This is a genomic window from uncultured Aquimarina sp. (assembly GCF_947495315.1).
Taxonomy (GTDB): Bacteria; Bacteroidota; Bacteroidia; order Flavobacteriales; family Flavobacteriaceae; genus Aquimarina.
The window spans coordinates 235,554-253,651 of sequence record NZ_CANLYD010000003.1; the positions used below are offsets into that span (position 1 = coordinate 235,554).

Consider the following 18,098-nt stretch of genomic DNA (forward strand, 5'->3'; position numbering starts at 1 on the left):
AGTGTGATGTATCGAGAATAATGATTTTAGTAATAAAATGGTTTTCGATACATTCCCAATTATAATCGGGAGTACTCGAACAGACGAAGAAACAATTTTCAATAAGATTATCAAGAAACCACGACAAACCTGTCGTGGTTTCTTTTATAAAAAAACCACCCTTTTAGAGTAGTGAAAGTTATTATTCGTTTACTATCTTTTTTGGTTGAATGGATCTATGTGTTATTTGCTATTTTTGGAAAATAATTTTCTAAATTATCAAGGGTTGAGATTAGAAGTTTTAATTCAAGATAACTTTTTAGATAATGTCACTAATTTGATTCTGATTAATTAATTTTTTACTTTATGAAATATACATTTTACTTACTATTTTTTTTATGCATTTCGGTAATATCAGAAGCTCAAACAGTATATACGAATGCATTTGCAGGTGACTTCCCAACTACAATAGTGTTGGTTGGTAACACATTATATGTGGGAGAATTTAATACTGGCGAAGTATCTAAAATAGATATAAGGGATAGTAATCCAGTCCCAGTAACAGTAGCAACAGGTTGGGCCCCAGGTACTGGTCCTTGGAAGATGACATATGATGATGTAAATAATGATCTTTATGTTGGTACTTTTACAGAAGTGCGTAAAGTAGATTTAGATTTATCTTTACCTATCGTATCCGAGGATTTTTCTGTAACAGGTATTTCGGATGGTTTAACCCTGCATAATAATATATTGTATAAGGCAACAACTGGTTCTTTATATACTATTGACTTAAGTGTTGGTCCAAGCAGTTATAGTTCGGTATATACGGATACGACTAATAATATCGGAGATATAACTTTTTATAACAATGAGTTATATTATGCTAGTGATTCAGATGGATCAGGAATAAGGAGTTCAATTTATAAGTTGGATTTAGAAACATCTAATCCAAGTCAGGTGTTAATTGCAACCGGATTTCCAGGCACTATTCAGAAAATACATGTTGTAGATGACCTTTTATATATATCTGTAGAGGGACAGTCTAATCATGCAATTGCTAAAATTGATTTAACAGAAACAGTATTTCCAATTGATTTTACCTTAGTGATACCAGGGTTGGCAGCTGGTTCGCTTGGTCTAGCGAATCAAAATAATACTTTCTATGCTACCATTGGGACTCAATTGATAATCACTTTCGAAGATGAAACTTTAGAAGTAGAAGATGTTTTAAATGAAAGTAAAATTAATGTTTATCCCAATCCAGTTGGCGATTATGTATATCTGAATAATTTTCCTGACACTAAAAATGAGGTTGTAGTCTATGATGTAAATGGTGAAAAAGTTTTGAGCTTGTCTAATGTAGTTTCAAATACTATTGATGTAAGCTTGCTTTCCAAAGGTTTGTATTTTATGAATATCACTTCAGGTTCAAAAAGTAAAATAGTAAGGTTAGTCAAAAAATAATTAGGGTAACTTATAGGTAAAGTTCTTTGATGCTTTATTATATGATTCCATTTGGCAAAAAAGATTATTTTCGATATAGGTATTTGGACGATAGTTGCCGAACAAGAATATATGTTTAATATTATTAACCGGTTTTAAAAAAAATCGAATAAAACAAAAGCTAATAAAATATATACATCATCATAGCGGTTAGAAACTTAGTCGAATGGTTGTTGTGTTTTTATAAAGACGGAATCCTTGTGAAAAGGTAAAGTTAGCAACCAATACTCAGAAAAATCGAAAAGCAGAGTAACATTTTATGATAAAACAACACTTAATTATAATATTATCATTAATATCAAGCTGAATGCATAAAATTTGGAAGTTAAAAAAATCAAAGTCGAATAAACTGATTTTGATTAAAGACAAAATAATTTATAAGGGAAACCAGAAAGAAAGTGATTTAAATAAAATAAATTCGGAAACTACTGATGTTGCCATTTTAAAGGATATGTTCAGTATTCCATATGCTTATATTAAGAAGATAGAAAATCAAAGTGGAAAAAACTATATCAAAATATTCTTCGCAAAAGACTCTGAAGAAGAATTGTATATTGATGACGAGACTATTAAAAACGAAGTTTTTGAATTTATAAAAACTGACCATAAGGATTTTACATATAGTTCTGAACTTCCTAGCTTTGTAAAATACACGAAAGCCCAACTTTTCGCTTTAGTGTCAATTACAGGAATTTTTATTTGGTCATTGTATTTAGCGATTCAAATAGAAAGTGGAATTGAATATGAACTTGTTGGAGGTAGAAAACCTGGAATAGCAGGAGTTATTCTTGTAATTGCAAATCTGGGAACTTTTAAAATCATAACTGGGTATTTAATTCTTCTGGCTATTACAATATTTACACTAATAAAAAAAGTAAGATCAAGAAGTGTGACTGAATATTTGAAACGATAAAAAACATGACACAAGAACTCTATCAAAAAGCAATGAAATTTGCCGGAGAAAAACATAGTGATCAAAAAGTACCTGGCACGAATGCCAATTATTTGTTACATATATCCAATGTAGCTATGGAGGTATTGATGGCGTATCAAGCTGATGGTAATTTTGACCTTGATTTTGCAGTTCAGGTAGCTGTTTTACATGATGCCATTGAAGATACAACAGCAGATTTTGAAGAAATAAAAAATGAGTTTAATCATAAAATAGCTGTTGCTGTACAAGCTTTAACTAAAAATGAAAGCTTGTCAACCAAAGAAGAAAGAATGAAGGACAGCTTAGCTAGAATTAATGCCTTGCAGAAAGAAGTAGGACTCGTTAAAATAGCTGATCGAATCACCAATCTACAAATACCCCCAAAACACTGGACTAAAGAAAAAATTAGCAAATACTGTGAAGAGGCAAAATTGATATCGGCATTTCTTCAAGGTAAAAATGAATATCTCCATCATCGATTAAATCAAAAAATTTCAGCGTACGAAAAGAATATTGACTTGGTTTAATTGAAAGCGAAATAAGTTCCAATTAAAATAATAAAAAGTAAAAGATGTTCAATGCAGAAATTAAAAGCGCGCCAGATGAGGATATCTGTATCCTTATAAAAGTCGATAACCATCCCTTTAGTTATATAATTGATTGTGGTGAGGCAAAAAACTTGAGTGTAAAAGAATGTATGAACACTAATGCAATCTTTATAAGTCATACCCATATCGACCATTTTGTGAATTTTGATACGATTCTGAGACATCAGATTGGTATTCAGAGAAAAGTGGTTATTACAGGACCTATAGGAATCATAGATCAAGTTCAAAACAGAATCAAGAGTTATTGCTGGAATCTGATTGATAAAGATGCAATAACATATGAAATAAGAGAGATTCTAAAAGACGGTGAATATAAATCCGCAATTTTACGTCCTCCGATTTGGGGAAAAGAAGAAGAAAAAGTAGTAAAATCATCTGTGGTATTTGAGGAAAAACAGTTTGTAGTCGAGTATGAAATTCTCGATCATAAAACTGATACGATTGCATACCTGTTTAAAGCTCATGATAAAACTAAAATTCAGCTAAGTGATGGTTTAAAAGGAGGAAAGTGGGTACGAGAACTAAAAGATGCTTATGAGACCACGGATGAAGAAATGCGAATAGAAATAGAAGGCAAAATTTATAAGTCCAAAGAATTATTTCATCTGATTCATGTAGAGAAGGGTAAGAAGCTGGGAGTTATTCTGGATCACACAGCTAATGAAGAAAATCACTCTAAAATTAAAAGAACATTCTCAGGATGTGATGAGGTATATATCGAATGTTTTTATAAAGATGAGGACAAGGAATTTGCAGAAAAAAACTATCATTCTTATGCCTCAAAATCTGGTAAAATCATGAAAGCTTGTGACATAGAAAATGCAATTCCGGTACATTTTTCGCGTAAATACGAAGAACAAGATATACTAGAATTAGTGGAACAGTTTAATAAAGCAAGAAAATAAAAATACTAGATGACTGTTATTAATACTGATAAAAGAAGGATAAGTCTATTATTTAGGAAAATTAAATAATTAACGAAGTGAATAATTCCAAAGATTCTAAAACAGAGCTTACACTTACCGATAAAATTTTAATTTTCTTTTTCGGAGTACTATTCGTTATGTTTGTTGGTTATCAATATTTGTATAATTTACCAGGAACTGAAAAACAAAAACGTCAGGGAATTATATTTTATTATGCTGGAATCTTATTTTGGGTGTTGGTAGTAGTCATTCTTTTTTGTTTTTCCTAAACATCATTTACTACAGTTCTTATTATCACGTCTGTAACAAATTGAATGGTTTGGATACTAATTGGGTAGCAGACAATTTTAAACACTAAATTGAACACCTATGACTATTAATGAAGCATCTAAATTTTTTAAGAACCTCGTTACTGAAACGGATGAGAAATCTGAAGTACGGGTGTATAAAAAATTCATTACTATGCTATCGCAGTTAGCAAATAGAGATTTGTCTGATGAGCAATTGCGAGCTATAGAAGATAAATTGGATGCATTTGATATAGATATACCAAGAGAAAACAGAAAAAAATACTACGGGAAAAGGCTTACAGAATTTACAAACTACATAAAAAAAGAACTCTCTTTGGTATCAGAAGGGTATTACATGGCTATTTATATGAGTGTCGGTATGTCTATCGGAATGAGTTTAGGAATGACCTTTGGAGTAGTTTTTGGAGGATCTAACGGATTGATTTATGGGATGACTTTCGGAATGACGACAGGAATATCTATAGGATTGGCGATCGGTGCTGCTATGGATGCTAAAGCTAAAAAGGAAGGTAAAGTTTTAAGCACGAAGTGTGCCTAATACTTTATGGGAATAAGCTAGTGTAGAACAACTTCATATAAAATGCTTACATTTCTTGTATGATCAAAAAGATAGCTTATATCACCGATATTCATATAGATGAAGAATTTCCGAAGAGCGTTGGGGTTGATGCTAGACAAAACTGGGAAACGATTCTAAAAGATGTAGCTTCAAGAAATATTAATGATATTATCTATGGAGGTGACATCGGCGAAAAATCATCGAACGCCTGGTTTTTTGAATCTCTACAAAATTATCAATTATCAATTTCCTTAGGTAATCACGATGATTTTTCTGAAGTAATAAAACATTACAAAAATGATTTCCCTGAAGATCTTAAAGAGCTTTCTTATTGTCAGGAATATGATTTTTTTAAATTCATTTTTTTGGACTCTAGTGCTGAGGTCATAAGTGAGAAACAGTTGAAATGGTTGCAAGCAGAGTTGATTACTCAGAAAAAAATACTGCTATGTATTCATCACCCTATTTTGGAAATACCAGCCGTCATAGATAAGAGGTTTTCATTAAAAGGAAGAGAAAAGATTCAAACTTTATTACAGGAAATTCCTAATACTATTACCATTTTCTGTGGGCATTATCATATGAAAGATCGTCGCAGTGATAAAAACATAACACAATACATTACACCTGCAGGATCCTATCAAGTAGAAAAAGATCCAGATGAAATTAAAGTACACAGTAGCACTTTCGGTTACAGAATTATTGAACTAGATAAAGACCAAATGCATACAGAAGTTGTATTATTCTAACCAGTTATTATATAAAAGCGGATTAGGACAATCTTATTGGTATACTATGAGTGTGTTAAAGAAAAGCACAAGCTTTTATCACCTTCGCTTAATAAGTTGTTTTATATGCGTTTTTTGCTTCGAGTTTTCGATGTTTAATTTTTATTATTGTTCATTTATTTAAATGTATCAACAGCTAATCCAGCAATTTCCCTTGTAATTTTTGTAGGCGAATTACAATCGCAATTGTTTAGCCCTATAACATATATGTCTTCAAGAGGAAGATACACTCCCATTGATTTAAATCCAAATATGCTTCCTCCATGTTCCCTGCTTAGGGTTCCGTTTATTTCTTTAATATGCCACCCATACCCATAGTTTATAGGATTTCCATTGTTTAATGTATAGTTAGTAAATGCTTTATCAACTGTATTTTTGCTAACCAATAGATTGTGATTAAGAGCTTCTTGCCATGTTAACATATCATCTACATTAGATAGTAAAGAACCAGCGGCATATGGTAATGTAAAGCTTATGTATTTTGCGTTAATATATTCTTCTTTTTTATGATATCCGTAAGCCCGATTTTTCACAACTTTGTTATGACTTGCAAATAAAGATGCATTCATACCTAGTTTTTTGAATATATGTTCTTCAATGAAACTGGCGTAACTTTGTTTGGATATGGATTCTATAATATACCCTAAAATGATATAGCCAGAATTATTGTATTTGTACTGTTCTCCCGGATTAAAATCCATAGGTTCATTTTTAAAGAAGTCTATGAGTTCGATCGGTGTCAAGTCTTTTCTAGCAATATCCTTTAAAGCTTTTATTCGAGTGAAACTTTTAATACCAGAAGTATGATTTAATAAATGATGAATTGTTATCGTTTTTCCATTAGTAGGATAATCCGGAATGTATTTTGTAATATCATCATCCAAGCTCAATTTGCCTTTTTCCATTAGCATTAAAATAGCTATCGCTGTAAATTGTTTTGTCATAGAACCTATTTCGAAAACATTTTCTGGTTGCATACGAGTATTTAGTTCAAGATTTGATTTACCAAATGCTTTTCGATAGATTATATTTCCATTCTTTGCTACCAAAAAAACTGCTCCTGGAGCCATTGTTTCATATTTTGTATAAAGTAAGCTATCAATCTTAGCTTCAAGTGTTTGTGCGTTGGTGGACTGATGTCCTGAAGCTAATATGATCAGCGTTATTAGCAGGTAATTCAAAAAGGATGTAAGTTTCATTTTTTTTCTGTATAAATAATTGTTCAATTATTTACTTGGACGATGAAAAAAGGGATTGAGTTACAAAATGAGGTCGAATTACATTATTTTTAGTTTATACAAGTTCAGATTAAACACGACGAATAGTGATCCACTTTCTAATTATGAAAGATCTGAAGTGTTATTAATTTAATCTATTTCAAGAATAAATATCTCGGTGCAAAGTCTTTCTCAATAACCATGTCATTAGGCATGTTTTCATTTAAGTCAAAAAAAATCATCAAAAAATTTGTTTAATAAGTTGATTTAGTTAATTTTGAGGTGTACTAGATAACTAATACACTAGTTATGATTAAAATTCAGAACCTAAAATTTTACTATCCAAAAAGTAAAACAATCCTTAATGATGTATCACTGAACTTTGATTCAGGAAATATTTATGGGTTGTTTGGTAGAAATGGTGAAGGAAAAAGTACTCTAATGAAAATCATGACAGGATTACTATTTCCAAAAAGTGGATCTTGTCAGGTTTTTGGAGAGAATGTATCTCGGAAACATATTAGATGTCTTCAAGAAGTGTTCTTCATTCCGGAGGATTTTGAGTTAGCAGCGTTAAAAATTTCTAAGTATGAAGAAGTGAATTCTGTTTTTTATCCGCAGTTTTCCAAAGAGCAATTTTATGAGTTGATAAAAGAATTTCATCTTTCTCCAGATGAGAATATCGCAACCTTGTCGTTTGGTCAAAAGAAAAAAGTATTAATAGCTTTTGGGATTGCAACCAATACAAAATTATTATTAATGGATGAGCCTACCAATGGACTTGATATTCCATCCAAAAGTCAGTTCAGAAAAATAATAGCTAGGGTTGCGGATCAAGGGAAGTGCATTGTGATAGCCACGCATCAAGTTAGGGATTTACACAGCCTGATCAATCACTTAATGATACTGGATCAATCTAAAATAGTCTTTGATGAATCACTTTTTGAAGTTTCAGAACATCTTTGGTTTGGTAAACCTACAGAAAAAGATAAGCATGCTATTATCTATGATGAACCATCATTAGGAGGAAAGGCGGTTTTGCCAAAGCTAGATAAAGATGAAACAGATGTAGATCTGGAGTTGTTATTTAATGCTGTGCTTAATGAATCAGATAGAATAAACCAAGTGCTAAAAAAGAGGTATCATGATGCATCAATTTAATTATAGAAGGATCTATCATTTTATTCGCAGAGATCTAACCATCAGGAAGAGTAGTATAAGTACTGCTTTGATGGTGGTCAGTGCTATTCTTTTTGTTTTTTTCTTAATTAATCTAAGAGAAGATTATCGCATATCTGTAGGAGAGTTTACCAATGTTTTTGGGTTGTTTTATATTCCGTTAGGTGTATTGCTTACATTTTCTATTTGTAAAGAATCCCACGATCCTAAAGCCAATCATTTATATTTTGTGCTGCCGGTTTCTGTGTACGAGAGGATGGCTGCCATTTGGTTTTCAACGACTATTTTGTATACAATAGTGTTTTCAATTCTTAGCTTTTTGGTAGGACAATTTGCTATACTAACTGGAGGCATTCTTTTTGGTACTGATTTTCACCTGCTTCCAATATTTTCTGGAGAGTATCTGGGGTTTGCGATGTTCTATTGCATCATTCAACCAGTTTTTCTTGTGGGTGCTTTGGCATTTAAAAAGAATAGAATAGGTAAAACATTATTGGTTTTTGTCTTGGTGTTTTTTGGAGTAATTATCTATAATCTCATACTATTTACAATGCTTAATTTTAGGTATGATGTGCTGCCAGGAAGTGCATTAGCTTCTGAAGCCTTTGGTTTGGCTCAAAGTGATTTTTCGGTATTTGGGATGCTATTTTTTGTTGGACTTTTAGGACCGGTAATGCTTTTTGTAGCCTATTGTAAGATGGTAGAAAAAGAGGTGTAAGTATGGATTTTGATAACAGCAAACCTATTTATCTACAAATCGTGGATTTCTTTTATGAAAATATTCTTGCCAGAAAGTGGAAAGAAGATGAAAGGATACCGTCTGTAAGAGAAATTGCTGTTATGGTAGAAGTAAATCCAAATACGGCCATACGGGCTTTTAATCATCTTCAGGATGAAAAGGTGATTTATAATAAAAGAGGAATAGGGTATTTCGTTTCCGAAAATGGATATCAAACAGTACTTGATATTAAAAGAAAAGAATTTATGGAGGAGATATTACCAGATGTGGTTAAAAAAATGAGATTACTAGATATAAAGTTTGAAGAGTTTAAAAACACATATGATCAAAATATAAACAATATAGATGATGAAAAGAAGTAATCTGATTCTGTTAGGTGCGCTGGGAGCTATCTTTCTTTATTTTACGGTACTTCAGTTTTCTACGCATAATTATGTGAGAAATGGAGTAATTGAAGAAGCCGGTTCTGTCATATCCGAAACAAGAAAGATTTCTGATTTTATAAGTATAGATGTACGGGACAACATGAGGGTGTATTTTAAACAGGATAGTATAACACAAGTTACTATTGAAGCTCCGGAAAACTTTATACCTCATATCAAAACAAAAGTGAATCAGGGAACCTTAATGATTGAGAAAATAAAAAGTATCAATACAGATGATACCATCAAAGTATTTATTTCTAATCATCATTTGGATTCTGTAAAAGTTAGGTCCACAGCACATTTTAAAACTATAGGAATAGTAACCGGAAAAGAATTAATACTTGAATTTAGAGGAGAAAGTACAGGTGATTTAGAAGTGACGTATGAGTTGGTAAAATGCAAAACTACCTCTGATGCTAACATAAAACTAAAAGGCAATTCTAAAGAAATTAATTTTTCAAACTAATCATATAAAAATAGCGTATAAAACACCAATAATTCATTATCAATCAAATCAATCATCAATCAGTTCGCTTAAGGTGAACTAAAAAACGAACAGTTATGTATTCAATCAAAAAACTCGGAAGAACCACAGGTATTTTACTTCTGGTACAAATGGCTATAGGAATCCTGATTAATGTTTCTTTGTTAGGACCTTTAATATTTACGTCAGATTTTATTACAAAAATTTCAGAAAACACCAATCAAGTATTAGTTTCGGTACTTCTTCTTATCATTACTAAAACAATAGGTGTTGGTGTAGCAATTATGCTTTTTTCAACTTTTAAAAAACTTCACAGAGGATTTGCGTTTTGGTACCTAAGCTTTAGTGTTATTCTTTTCGTGATAAGTATTTTAGACAATACCATCATACTTTCATTAGTATCTTTTAGTGAACAATATTTAAAATTAGGAGTACAGGACACGAATAATCTTGAAGCTATAGGAAATATATTAAAAGGAACCAGAGGATGGGTTCATATGATGGATTTACTCGTTGCCAGTATTCCACTTTCTATCTTTTATTATTTAATGTATATGTCAAAATTTGTTCCTAGAATTTTGTCAGTCTTATGCTTTTTTTCAGCCATCTTAATTTTTGTAAATGTACTATGGACAATTTTTGGTGCAGGGTCTATGTATTTGTACATGCCAATGGCAATCAGTCAATTGATGTTTATAACCTGGCTCATCATCAGGGGTTTTAATGGATCTTACAAACTTCAAGAAACGGTTTAAATCAAATAAATTATCATCAATCAGTCCGTCTAAGGTGGACTAAAAAACGAACAGTTATGAATCTAAAACATTTCATTAAAGACTTTGTGAAACGAGATCTTAATGCAGGTAGAGAAGTTTCGAAACTTCAATTATTACTTATGAGAGCATTGTATCTATTGACTTTTCTTTCGTTAGGGTATTCCACCTGGTCAGAAATCATCAATCCCAGTGAAACCTGGGGAGCCTACGATGGAGTAACCTATAGTTTTTGGGCGGCTTATTCAGTATTAATGGGATTAGGAGTTAGATTTCCTCTAAAAATGTTTCCCTTACTATTATTACAGCTATTTTATAAATCTGTTTGGCTGATAGGGATTGCATATCCTATGTGGTCTATGGATACATTAGATCCAATTTCAGAAGGACTTCTAAAACCATTTTTGATAGCAATTCCCATCGATCTTATTGTTATTCCGTGGGTGTACGTCTGGAGGAGCTATATAAAAGCACTTTTCAAGTTTAAATCTATAGAACACATCCAAAGTCTGGATTAATAATATCATCTGATTTTTTGCTATAACAGTGTAAAAAATCAATTCATCATCAATCAAAATCAATCATCAATTCATCCTGAGTAATCAGGATCAAAAAACGAACAGTTATGAATTCTACTACCAGTGCCGTGAGCACTTTAAAAAACTCTAATGTATGGGCCAATAAAACCTTGAACATCTCAGTTCAATTTTGGTTTATAATCGCAGTAATAGGGCAATGGATCTTTGCATATTATGTCACTGCTTTTTATGGAGGCGCTGCTATAGATGGCGACTTTATGAAATGGAATCGTGTGCTACCTCATGGATACACTCCTGGTGAAACTATGGGAAATGTAGCAGTTGCGATACATCTTTTGCTGGCGGTTATTATGATGGTCGGCGGGCCACTTCAGTTTGTTCCTCAAATCAGAAATCGGGCTCGCTCATTTCATCGCTGGAATGGACGATTGTATATCCTAACTGCTTTTGTGATAAGTTTTAGCGGTGTTTATATGGTGATTACAAAAGGAACGATTAGCGGACTTGTTGGTGATATCAGTGTGAGTTTTAATGGAGTTCTTATTATGCTTTTTGCGGCGCTAGCCTGGCGTACTGCAGTTGCACGTAAATTTGATTCGCATCGTCGTTGGGCATTACGTTTATTCTTGGTAGTGAATGGAGTTTGGTTCTTTAGAATTGGATTAATGTTGTGGCTTTTTATTCATGGCGAACCAGTAGGCTTTGATCCAGAAACATTTAGAGGACCATTTCTTACTTTTCTTGGGATTGGACAATACGTAATACCTCTTATTATCCTAGAAATGTATCTCTATGCGAAAGAAAAAAAGAGTACTCCGGTTAAGGCTATCATGTCTGCTTTTCTTCTAATACTTGCCGTACTCACAGGAATCGGAGTTTTTGCTGCAACTATGGGAATGTGGTTGCCTCGATTGTAACAAATATATTAATCTGAGTTCGATATTAATGTTGTTCAGTGCTTTACTATCTAAAGGAGTTCCTTCTCCTTGGGGAGAAGGTTAGGATGAGGGGTTTTCATAATAAAAGCCCTCAACTTAATCCCTGCCTATGCTGTCAGGCAGGCTCTCTCAGAAGGAGAGGAAATATAAAATTCATAATTAAAAGCAATTAGGTGCTACCTACACCTTTCTTTATATCGAACTCAGGTTATGTGCTAAATAATAAGCCTTTCTTGCTTGTTAGATTTAGAATAATCAAGAAAGGTTTAATCGGGTGTATGACATAATTCCCTTTTCTGGATTTGGATGTGACGACAAGGGCCAGGCTTTTCCCTGTAATTTCTAAAACTTTGCCATAAAAAAGGTCATGCTAGGGGATTTTCACAATAACCCTTCACGCAAAAATAGAAATCTGCCTTGCGCTCTTTTTTTTAGTAGAATTTATATTTTTAAAATTATGTAGACCCAGCTATATTTTAATGTTGCTATCTATGTGTTTTTTAGAGACTGAAGAAACGAAATCATCAATATTACCAATTGGATGAATTAATTCACCTTGTTTTAGTGATAAAGGGAGTTGGGCAGTTGTTTTGTTATATCCTTTATCGTTTAATAATTTCCAGAGATAATCTACATATCTACTCTTACTATTAATGTTAATTTCTCTGAATTTTACGTGATCTAGCTGCAATTTGGTTATAAGTAATTGACATTTTTCACAACCTTCTTTGGTAAATATTATAATTTCAGATTTTAGTATGGAAGAAAGAGGAGCTTCCTTTTTTGGTCCTTTTGCTCTATCAACCTCCATGTTTTCTAATTCTTCATTAACAATAAGATTATAAGTATAAGAAGATGCTACATCCGTAAGCGGAATTAAAATAATCATTTGTACTTTACTGTTAGCGGGAATGTTTTTGATGATTGGTCGTTGTGCACTTCTGCGATAACCTATAGGGTTTATTTTTAGAAAAACACTTTTGTCTGAGTCTGTGTCATTTTGTACATAAATAATTGTACGTTTTTTTTGAACATCCTCAATCAAGCGTACTGGTTTTTCTTGTGCACAAACTGTTGTGATACCAAATAGCAATATTGTACATACAGTAATATTGCAATAGGTTTTAAGAATTGATATCATCTTCTTTTTGCTTAAAGGTAAAGAATTTGTTTTTCTTAACTTAGAATTGAAAATACACGATGTAAACTTTTATTCTATCCTCTAAATAGGAAAAATCGATCCTTCATGTTTTCAATTTCAGAGTTTTTGTTAGTTACAATATAATCAATAGCTTCTGTAGTGAAATGTTGCCCTTTTTCGGTTAATGACACGACATTATTATCAATTTCGATCATATTATTTTTTAAGGCTAGATCTAAAACTGATTTCGATTTTACTTTTTGCCAATTAATATGCTCATTTAGATGTTTTACATGTCTTTCTGTTTCGTCATCTGCATGATTTCCTAAGTGTAATAGAAATGTAAGCAATGAAACTTCGATACGTTGTTGTCTTTGACGATATAATACAGAAAAATATCCTTTACTAGGAGCAAATAAGTATACTGCCAGAAATAGAATGCCTAGTACACTAGTCATTGATCCCGAAATAGAAGTATCTAAACCGTGTGCTAACCAATATCCTGCTATAGCAGCGATTACGCCAAATATACAGGCTAACAGTAACATCTTTTTAAGATTATTGGTTAGTAGATATGCGATAGCAGCCGGCGCAATCATAAAAGCAATGACTAAAATAGCTCCAACCGCATCAAAAGCTCCAACAGTAGTGATAGATGCTACAGTCATTAACCCATAATGCATCACAACAGGCGATAATCCTAAGGCAGCTGCAAGACCCGCATCGAATGTACTAACTTTTAATTCTTTAAAAAAAGCAAAAAGCAATCCTAGAGTAACTAATAATATGGTGCCAATAATCCACAAGGATTTTGGACCCATATCTGTACCACCTATAATAAGTCTGTCGAATGGTGCAAAAGCAAGTTCTCCCAATAGCACTGCATCTATATCAAGATGTATATCATTAGCATTCTGCGCAATCATAATAACTCCGATACTAAACATAGCTGGAAAAACTAGTCCAATCGCTGTATCCTCTTTGACTAATCCGGTTTTTTGAATGAATTCCACCAACACTACTGTAAGCACTCCGCTAAAGGCGGCAAGAAGAATCAGTAGGGGAGAAGAAAGATCATGTGTGATAAAAAATCCAATCACAATTCCTGGTAAAATAGAATGACTAATAGCATCTGTAATCAAAGCCATCTTTCGCAGTACTAAAAATGTACCAGGAATAGCACAGGCAATCGCTACTAAGCTTGCAATCAACTGTATTTCTATCTGTGCACTACTCATCTTCTGTCTGTGTTAATTGATTATATAGATTAGCCGCAGTTTCATATCCTGATGTTGTTAGAGACCACATATTACCTTCGATTGTGACATAATCTTTATCTTCTAGTTTTTGTAAAGACTTTTTGGTAAACCCTTGAAAATTATTCAATATTTTAATAGCATGTGGATGTGAAATATCTTCATGATCTTTAACTATATTATACATGAAAGAAAGTGTTTTATGTAGTTGTAGATCATTTCTGTTTTTTCTAAAGCGAATTTCCCTAAATAATAATCCACGACCTGGAGAAAATATAAAGGAAACCAATACAAAGACAGCTGCAACCAATACAATCACGGGTCCTGTAGAAAGGTTGTTATGACTAGCGCTTATGGCTGTTCCAATAACTCCAGAAAAGGCACCAAAGATCGCTGCAAGAATAACCATTATTGATAAGCTATTAGTCCATTGACGCGCTGCCGCGGCAGGAGCCAGAATCATAGCACTCATTAGAACAACACCAACTGTTTGTAAACCTAACACGATAGCAACAACGATAAATGTAGTGATCAGAATGTCTAGAAATTTAATATTAAAGCCTAAAGTTTTGGTGTAATCAGAATCAAAAAGTGATATCTTAAGTTCTTTCCAAAAGAGTAGTAAAACGATAAGGCATATTCCTGTTACCAGAGACATCATCCAAACATCACTCTCTAAAAGTGTCGCTGCCTGCCCGAAAAGATAGTTTTCTAAACCAGCTTGATTAGCATTTGGTAGTTTTTGAATATAAGTAAGTAAAAGCATCCCAAAACCAAAAAATAAGGAAAGAATTAATCCTAATGCGGTATCAGATTTGAGGTGTGTTTTTCTAATGATTCCTCTAATCCAAAAACTCCCAATTAAACCGCTAATCAGAGCGCCTAATAAAAAAGCATTACTGTTTTTTGCTCCAATGATTAAAAAAGCAATTGCGATACCCGGTAAAGCAGCATGTGAAATTGCGTCTCCTAGAAGGCTTTGTTTTCTTAGTACAGCAAAACTGCCTAACATACCACAGATTGCTCCCAAAACAGCGGTTCCTAACGTAATTGTGCGAAGGGTGTAATCTGTAAAAACAAGTTCTATGTATTCTAGAATATCCATAATAAAAGTCTTTAGTCTTTAGAGTCCAGTGCTTTTTGATATACGGTTAAATTTTCAAAATTAATTTTCACATCTTCCATTAAAATAATTTTTTGTAGTTTTTACTAACAACTAACAACTAACAACTAACAACTAACAACTAACAACTAACAACTAACAACTATTACTGTTGTACACTTACCTTATAATTAATACCATAAGTTTTGGTAAGGTTGTCATCATTAAAAATATCTTTGACAGGTCCGGTTGCTATCTTTTTTACATTGAGAAAAGTTACCCAATCAAAATATTCCGGGACTGTCTGTAGGTCGTGATGCACTACGATTACTGTTTTTCCCGCTTTTCTTAATTCTTTTAGAATGTTTATTATTGCTTTTTCTGTGGTAGCATCTACTCCTTGAAACGGTTCATCCATAAAATAAATAGATGCATTTTGGACCAATGCTCTGGCTAAGAAAATACGTTGCTGTTGTCCTCCGGAAAGCTGACTAATTTGTCGACTTTTAAAGGCAAGCATACCTACTTTTTCTAAAGCTTCAAGAGCTTCCTTTTTTTGCTTTTGTCCGGGTCTTTTAATCCAGCCTAAACTTCCATAAGTCCCCATCATTACTACATCCAGAGCTGTGGTAGGGAAATCCCAATCCACACTCCCTTTCTGTGGTACATATGCGACAAGAGATCGTTGCTTCCTATATGGCTTATCATATATTTTTACGCTTCCTGCAATAGGTTTAATGATGTCTAAAACCGATTTGATTAAGGTAGATTTCCCAGCACCATTGGGCCCAACAATAGCCATTAGAACACCTTCCGGAATGGCAAGGTCAATATCCCATAATACCGGTTTATAGTTATAAGCAACAGTAAGGTCATCTATCTGTACAGCGATTTTGTTTTTCATTACTTCAAAGCATTTACAATTGTATTAACATTGTATTCAAACATTCCGATATATGTTCCTTCTATAGTTCCTGGATTTCCAAGTGCGTCAGAATATAAAGTTCCTCCGATAATTACCTCGTGATCTTTTGATTTTACAGCCGCCTGTAACGCTTCAATGGTGCGTTTAGGAACTGATGTCTCAACAAAAATAGCTTTTACTTCGTTTTCTATAATGAAAGTTGCTAACTTCTGTACGTCTTGTACGCCAGCTTCTGTAGCTGTAGATAGTCCTTGTAGGCCAACTACGTTAAACTCATATTCTTTCCCAAAATAACTAAAAGCATCGTGAGCCGTTACTAATATTCTTTTTTCTTTAGGTAATGTTTCTATGATTCCTTTAAGTTTTGCTTCAAGTATGTCTAGTTTTTCTAGATATGCTTTCCCATTGGTTTCAAAAGCTATCGCGTTTTTAGGATCTAATTCCTTTAGTTTTTCGATAGTAAAGGCTGCAACTTGTTTCCAGTTTTTAACGCTAAACCAGATATGGGGATCATAGTTAGAAGCAAAGTAATCAGAACCGATAAGGATACTTTTGTCTAAAACTTCTCCAACCGCAACAGTTTTTATATTTTGACTCCCCATTTTTTCAAATACCTCTACCAGTTTGCCTTCCAGATGCAGTCCATTGTAGAAGATAACGTCAGCATTTACTAATTTTGTAACATCTCCTTCACTGGCTTTGTATAAATGAGGATCTACTCCAGAACCCATTAATCCTTGTACTGTAATTAAATCACCTCCAATATTTTCTACAAGATCTGTGATCATTGTTGTAGTAGTAACTACATTCAGTTTTTTGTTAGGATCTTTTGGTTCTTGTTTACAAGAAAAAAGAAATGTTGAAACTATCAGTATTAATACTATCTTTTTCATTCTATTATTTTGTTTTTCACTTTCAAAAATTGAAAAGTAATTAGTTTGGTAATCTTACGCTAATACCTGCGCTCAGTAATAAATTTTGTCCATCGGTAATTCCAGATCCAACAGTAGCATCTAATTGTATTGAATCACTTAATAAATAAGTAAAACCTGCATCCCAAAGGTGATTAGCACTGCTATCTTCTGGAAAATCTCCATATAGTTCTGCATATACACCTAAGTTATCTGTGATGCTGTATCCATAAACAACTGTGTACACATATGCTGCTTCTGGTGAATCATTACCCCAAGCCGCTCCTAGATTATAAGAAAAACTTGATTTTTCACTAAGTGTGTGTGCAAACGAAAATCTAAAATCTACTCCTGTAGTTTCCGGTCTAAAATCATTCCCAGCTGTAAATGGTAAATATAGGTGTCCAAGAATTCCTATTTCTGGTAACCACCCTTTTTCTTCAGTAATTCCTACTTTTGCTCCCAATAGTAATGGTGATAATCCACTTTCTATATCATCTAGATCTGTACCATTAATTTCGGTTTTAGTTTCTGCAAAATCCCATCCTACTCTTAGTTCTAGATTGTCTAATAATCCGTATCTGAGTAATGTTGTATTAAAGGTAGTGGTTTTTTGTTTGAAAGCATCTTCTCCAGCATCTTCATAAAAAGCCCCAGTTTCTATTTGTAAATATCCTTTTGGCACTAAAGTAGGAGATTCAGTTTGATCAGGTCGATCGGTAACTAAGGTTCCAGGTTTGTTGGTTTCCTGAGAAAAAATAGAGTTGAAGCTTAGACAACTCAAAAAAGTAAGTAAGATGATTCTGCGTATTTGCATTAGGTTTAGTACTTTTGTTTTATTAATGATGCAAAACTAAAAAA

The 18,098-nt window shown here is 32.9% G+C and carries 21 protein-coding genes; 14 read left to right on the forward strand and 7 right to left on the reverse strand.

Features of this window, described 5'->3' with window-relative positions; all coding sequences use genetic code 11:
- Positions 1-345: 345 nt before the first annotated feature.
- The 7 genes from Q0910_RS06785 to Q0910_RS06815 all read left to right on the forward strand — a co-directional run bounded on the left by Q0910_RS06785 (position 346) and on the right by Q0910_RS06815 (position 5,569).
- Positions 346-1,443 (forward strand): T9SS type A sorting domain-containing protein, encoded by a 1,098-nt coding sequence (locus Q0910_RS06785; protein WP_299213936.1) that lies wholly within the window; start codon positions 346-348, stop codon positions 1,441-1,443.
- 394 nt (positions 1,444-1,837) lie between these two features.
- Complete coding sequence (locus Q0910_RS06790; protein ID WP_299213939.1) at positions 1,838-2,395, forward strand: hypothetical protein; 558 nt, start codon at positions 1,838-1,840, stop codon at positions 2,393-2,395.
- Between the two features lie 5 nt (positions 2,396-2,400).
- On the forward strand, positions 2,401-2,943 hold the full coding sequence (locus tag Q0910_RS06795; RefSeq protein ID WP_299213942.1) for an HD domain-containing protein: 543 nt from the start codon (positions 2,401-2,403) through the stop codon (positions 2,941-2,943).
- 44 nt (positions 2,944-2,987) lie between these two features.
- Positions 2,988-3,929, forward strand: a complete 942-nt coding sequence (locus Q0910_RS06800) for a peptidase (protein WP_299213945.1) — start codon at positions 2,988-2,990, stop codon at positions 3,927-3,929.
- 77 nt (positions 3,930-4,006) lie between these two features.
- Positions 4,007-4,219 carry a hypothetical protein gene (locus Q0910_RS06805; protein WP_299213948.1) on the forward strand — a complete coding sequence of 71 codons (213 nt, stop codon included), beginning with the start codon at positions 4,007-4,009 and terminating at the stop codon, positions 4,217-4,219.
- A 100-nt stretch (positions 4,220-4,319) separates the two neighbouring features.
- Positions 4,320-4,799, forward strand: coding sequence for a hypothetical protein (locus Q0910_RS06810; RefSeq protein WP_299213951.1), 480 nt, complete (start codon positions 4,320-4,322; stop codon positions 4,797-4,799).
- A gap of 59 nt (positions 4,800-4,858) precedes the next feature.
- On the forward strand, positions 4,859-5,569 hold the full coding sequence (locus Q0910_RS06815; RefSeq protein ID WP_299213954.1) for a metallophosphoesterase: 711 nt from the start codon (positions 4,859-4,861) through the stop codon (positions 5,567-5,569).
- A 155-nt stretch (positions 5,570-5,724) separates the two neighbouring features.
- Here the strand turns inward: Q0910_RS06815 and Q0910_RS06820 are convergent, their stop codons facing one another.
- The gene (locus tag Q0910_RS06820) at positions 5,725-6,807 is read right to left on the reverse strand and encodes a serine hydrolase domain-containing protein (RefSeq protein WP_299213957.1); all 1,083 of its coding nucleotides are present in this window, start codon (positions 6,805-6,807) and stop codon (positions 5,725-5,727) included.
- A 327-nt stretch (positions 6,808-7,134) separates the two neighbouring features.
- Here Q0910_RS06820 and Q0910_RS06825 point away from each other — a divergent pair, with 327 nt between their 5' ends.
- The 7 genes from Q0910_RS06825 to Q0910_RS06855 all read left to right on the forward strand — a co-directional run bounded on the left by Q0910_RS06825 (position 7,135) and on the right by Q0910_RS06855 (position 11,881).
- On the forward strand, positions 7,135-7,986 hold the full coding sequence (locus tag Q0910_RS06825) for an ABC transporter ATP-binding protein (protein ID WP_299213960.1): 852 nt from the start codon (positions 7,135-7,137) through the stop codon (positions 7,984-7,986).
- Positions 7,970-8,722 carry a hypothetical protein gene (locus Q0910_RS06830; protein WP_299213963.1) on the forward strand — a complete coding sequence of 251 codons (753 nt, stop codon included), beginning with the start codon at positions 7,970-7,972 and terminating at the stop codon, positions 8,720-8,722. The genes Q0910_RS06825 and Q0910_RS06830 overlap by 17 nt, the downstream gene beginning before the upstream one ends.
- Positions 8,723-8,724: 2 nt before the next feature.
- A complete protein-coding gene (locus tag Q0910_RS06835) occupies positions 8,725-9,105 on the forward strand; it encodes a GntR family transcriptional regulator (RefSeq protein ID WP_299213966.1) in 381 nt (126 codons plus the stop codon).
- Complete coding sequence (locus Q0910_RS06840; RefSeq protein WP_299213969.1) at positions 9,092-9,634, forward strand: DUF2807 domain-containing protein; 543 nt, start codon at positions 9,092-9,094, stop codon at positions 9,632-9,634. Before Q0910_RS06835 ends, Q0910_RS06840 begins: the two co-directional genes overlap by 14 nt.
- Positions 9,635-9,729: 95 nt before the next feature.
- On the forward strand, positions 9,730-10,407 hold the full coding sequence (locus tag Q0910_RS06845; protein WP_299213972.1) for a DUF4386 domain-containing protein: 678 nt from the start codon (positions 9,730-9,732) through the stop codon (positions 10,405-10,407).
- Between the two features lie 56 nt (positions 10,408-10,463).
- Positions 10,464-10,943 carry a hypothetical protein gene (locus Q0910_RS06850; protein ID WP_299213975.1) on the forward strand — a complete coding sequence of 160 codons (480 nt, stop codon included), beginning with the start codon at positions 10,464-10,466 and terminating at the stop codon, positions 10,941-10,943.
- Positions 10,944-11,050: 107 nt separating this feature from the next.
- Entirely contained in the window at positions 11,051-11,881 is an 831-nt protein-coding gene (locus tag Q0910_RS06855; protein ID WP_299213978.1) for a DUF2306 domain-containing protein, read from the forward strand.
- Positions 11,882-12,371: 490 nt separating this feature from the next.
- Here the strand turns inward: Q0910_RS06855 and Q0910_RS06860 are convergent, their stop codons facing one another.
- The 6 genes from Q0910_RS06860 to Q0910_RS06885 form a co-directional block, all read right to left on the reverse strand.
- Complete coding sequence (locus Q0910_RS06860; RefSeq protein ID WP_299213981.1) at positions 12,372-13,043, reverse strand: hypothetical protein; 672 nt, start codon at positions 13,041-13,043, stop codon at positions 12,372-12,374.
- A gap of 74 nt (positions 13,044-13,117) precedes the next feature.
- Positions 13,118-14,281 carry a metal ABC transporter permease gene (locus tag Q0910_RS06865; protein WP_299213984.1) on the reverse strand — a complete coding sequence of 388 codons (1,164 nt, stop codon included), beginning with the start codon at positions 14,279-14,281 and terminating at the stop codon, positions 13,118-13,120.
- Entirely contained in the window at positions 14,274-15,404 is a 1,131-nt protein-coding gene (locus Q0910_RS06870; protein WP_299213987.1) for a metal ABC transporter permease, read from the reverse strand. The genes Q0910_RS06865 and Q0910_RS06870 overlap by 8 nt, the downstream gene beginning before the upstream one ends.
- Before the next feature lie 163 nt (positions 15,405-15,567).
- Positions 15,568-16,305 carry a metal ABC transporter ATP-binding protein gene (locus tag Q0910_RS06875; RefSeq protein ID WP_299213990.1) on the reverse strand — a complete coding sequence of 246 codons (738 nt, stop codon included), beginning with the start codon at positions 16,303-16,305 and terminating at the stop codon, positions 15,568-15,570.
- Positions 16,305-17,219 carry a zinc ABC transporter substrate-binding protein gene (locus Q0910_RS06880; RefSeq protein ID WP_299213992.1) on the reverse strand — a complete coding sequence of 305 codons (915 nt, stop codon included), beginning with the start codon at positions 17,217-17,219 and terminating at the stop codon, positions 16,305-16,307. Before Q0910_RS06880 ends, Q0910_RS06875 begins: the two co-directional genes overlap by 1 nt.
- 40 nt (positions 17,220-17,259) lie before the next feature.
- Positions 17,260-18,054 (reverse strand): transporter, encoded by a 795-nt coding sequence (locus Q0910_RS06885; protein ID WP_299213995.1) that lies wholly within the window; start codon positions 18,052-18,054, stop codon positions 17,260-17,262.
- Between the last annotated feature and the right edge of the window lie 44 nt (positions 18,055-18,098).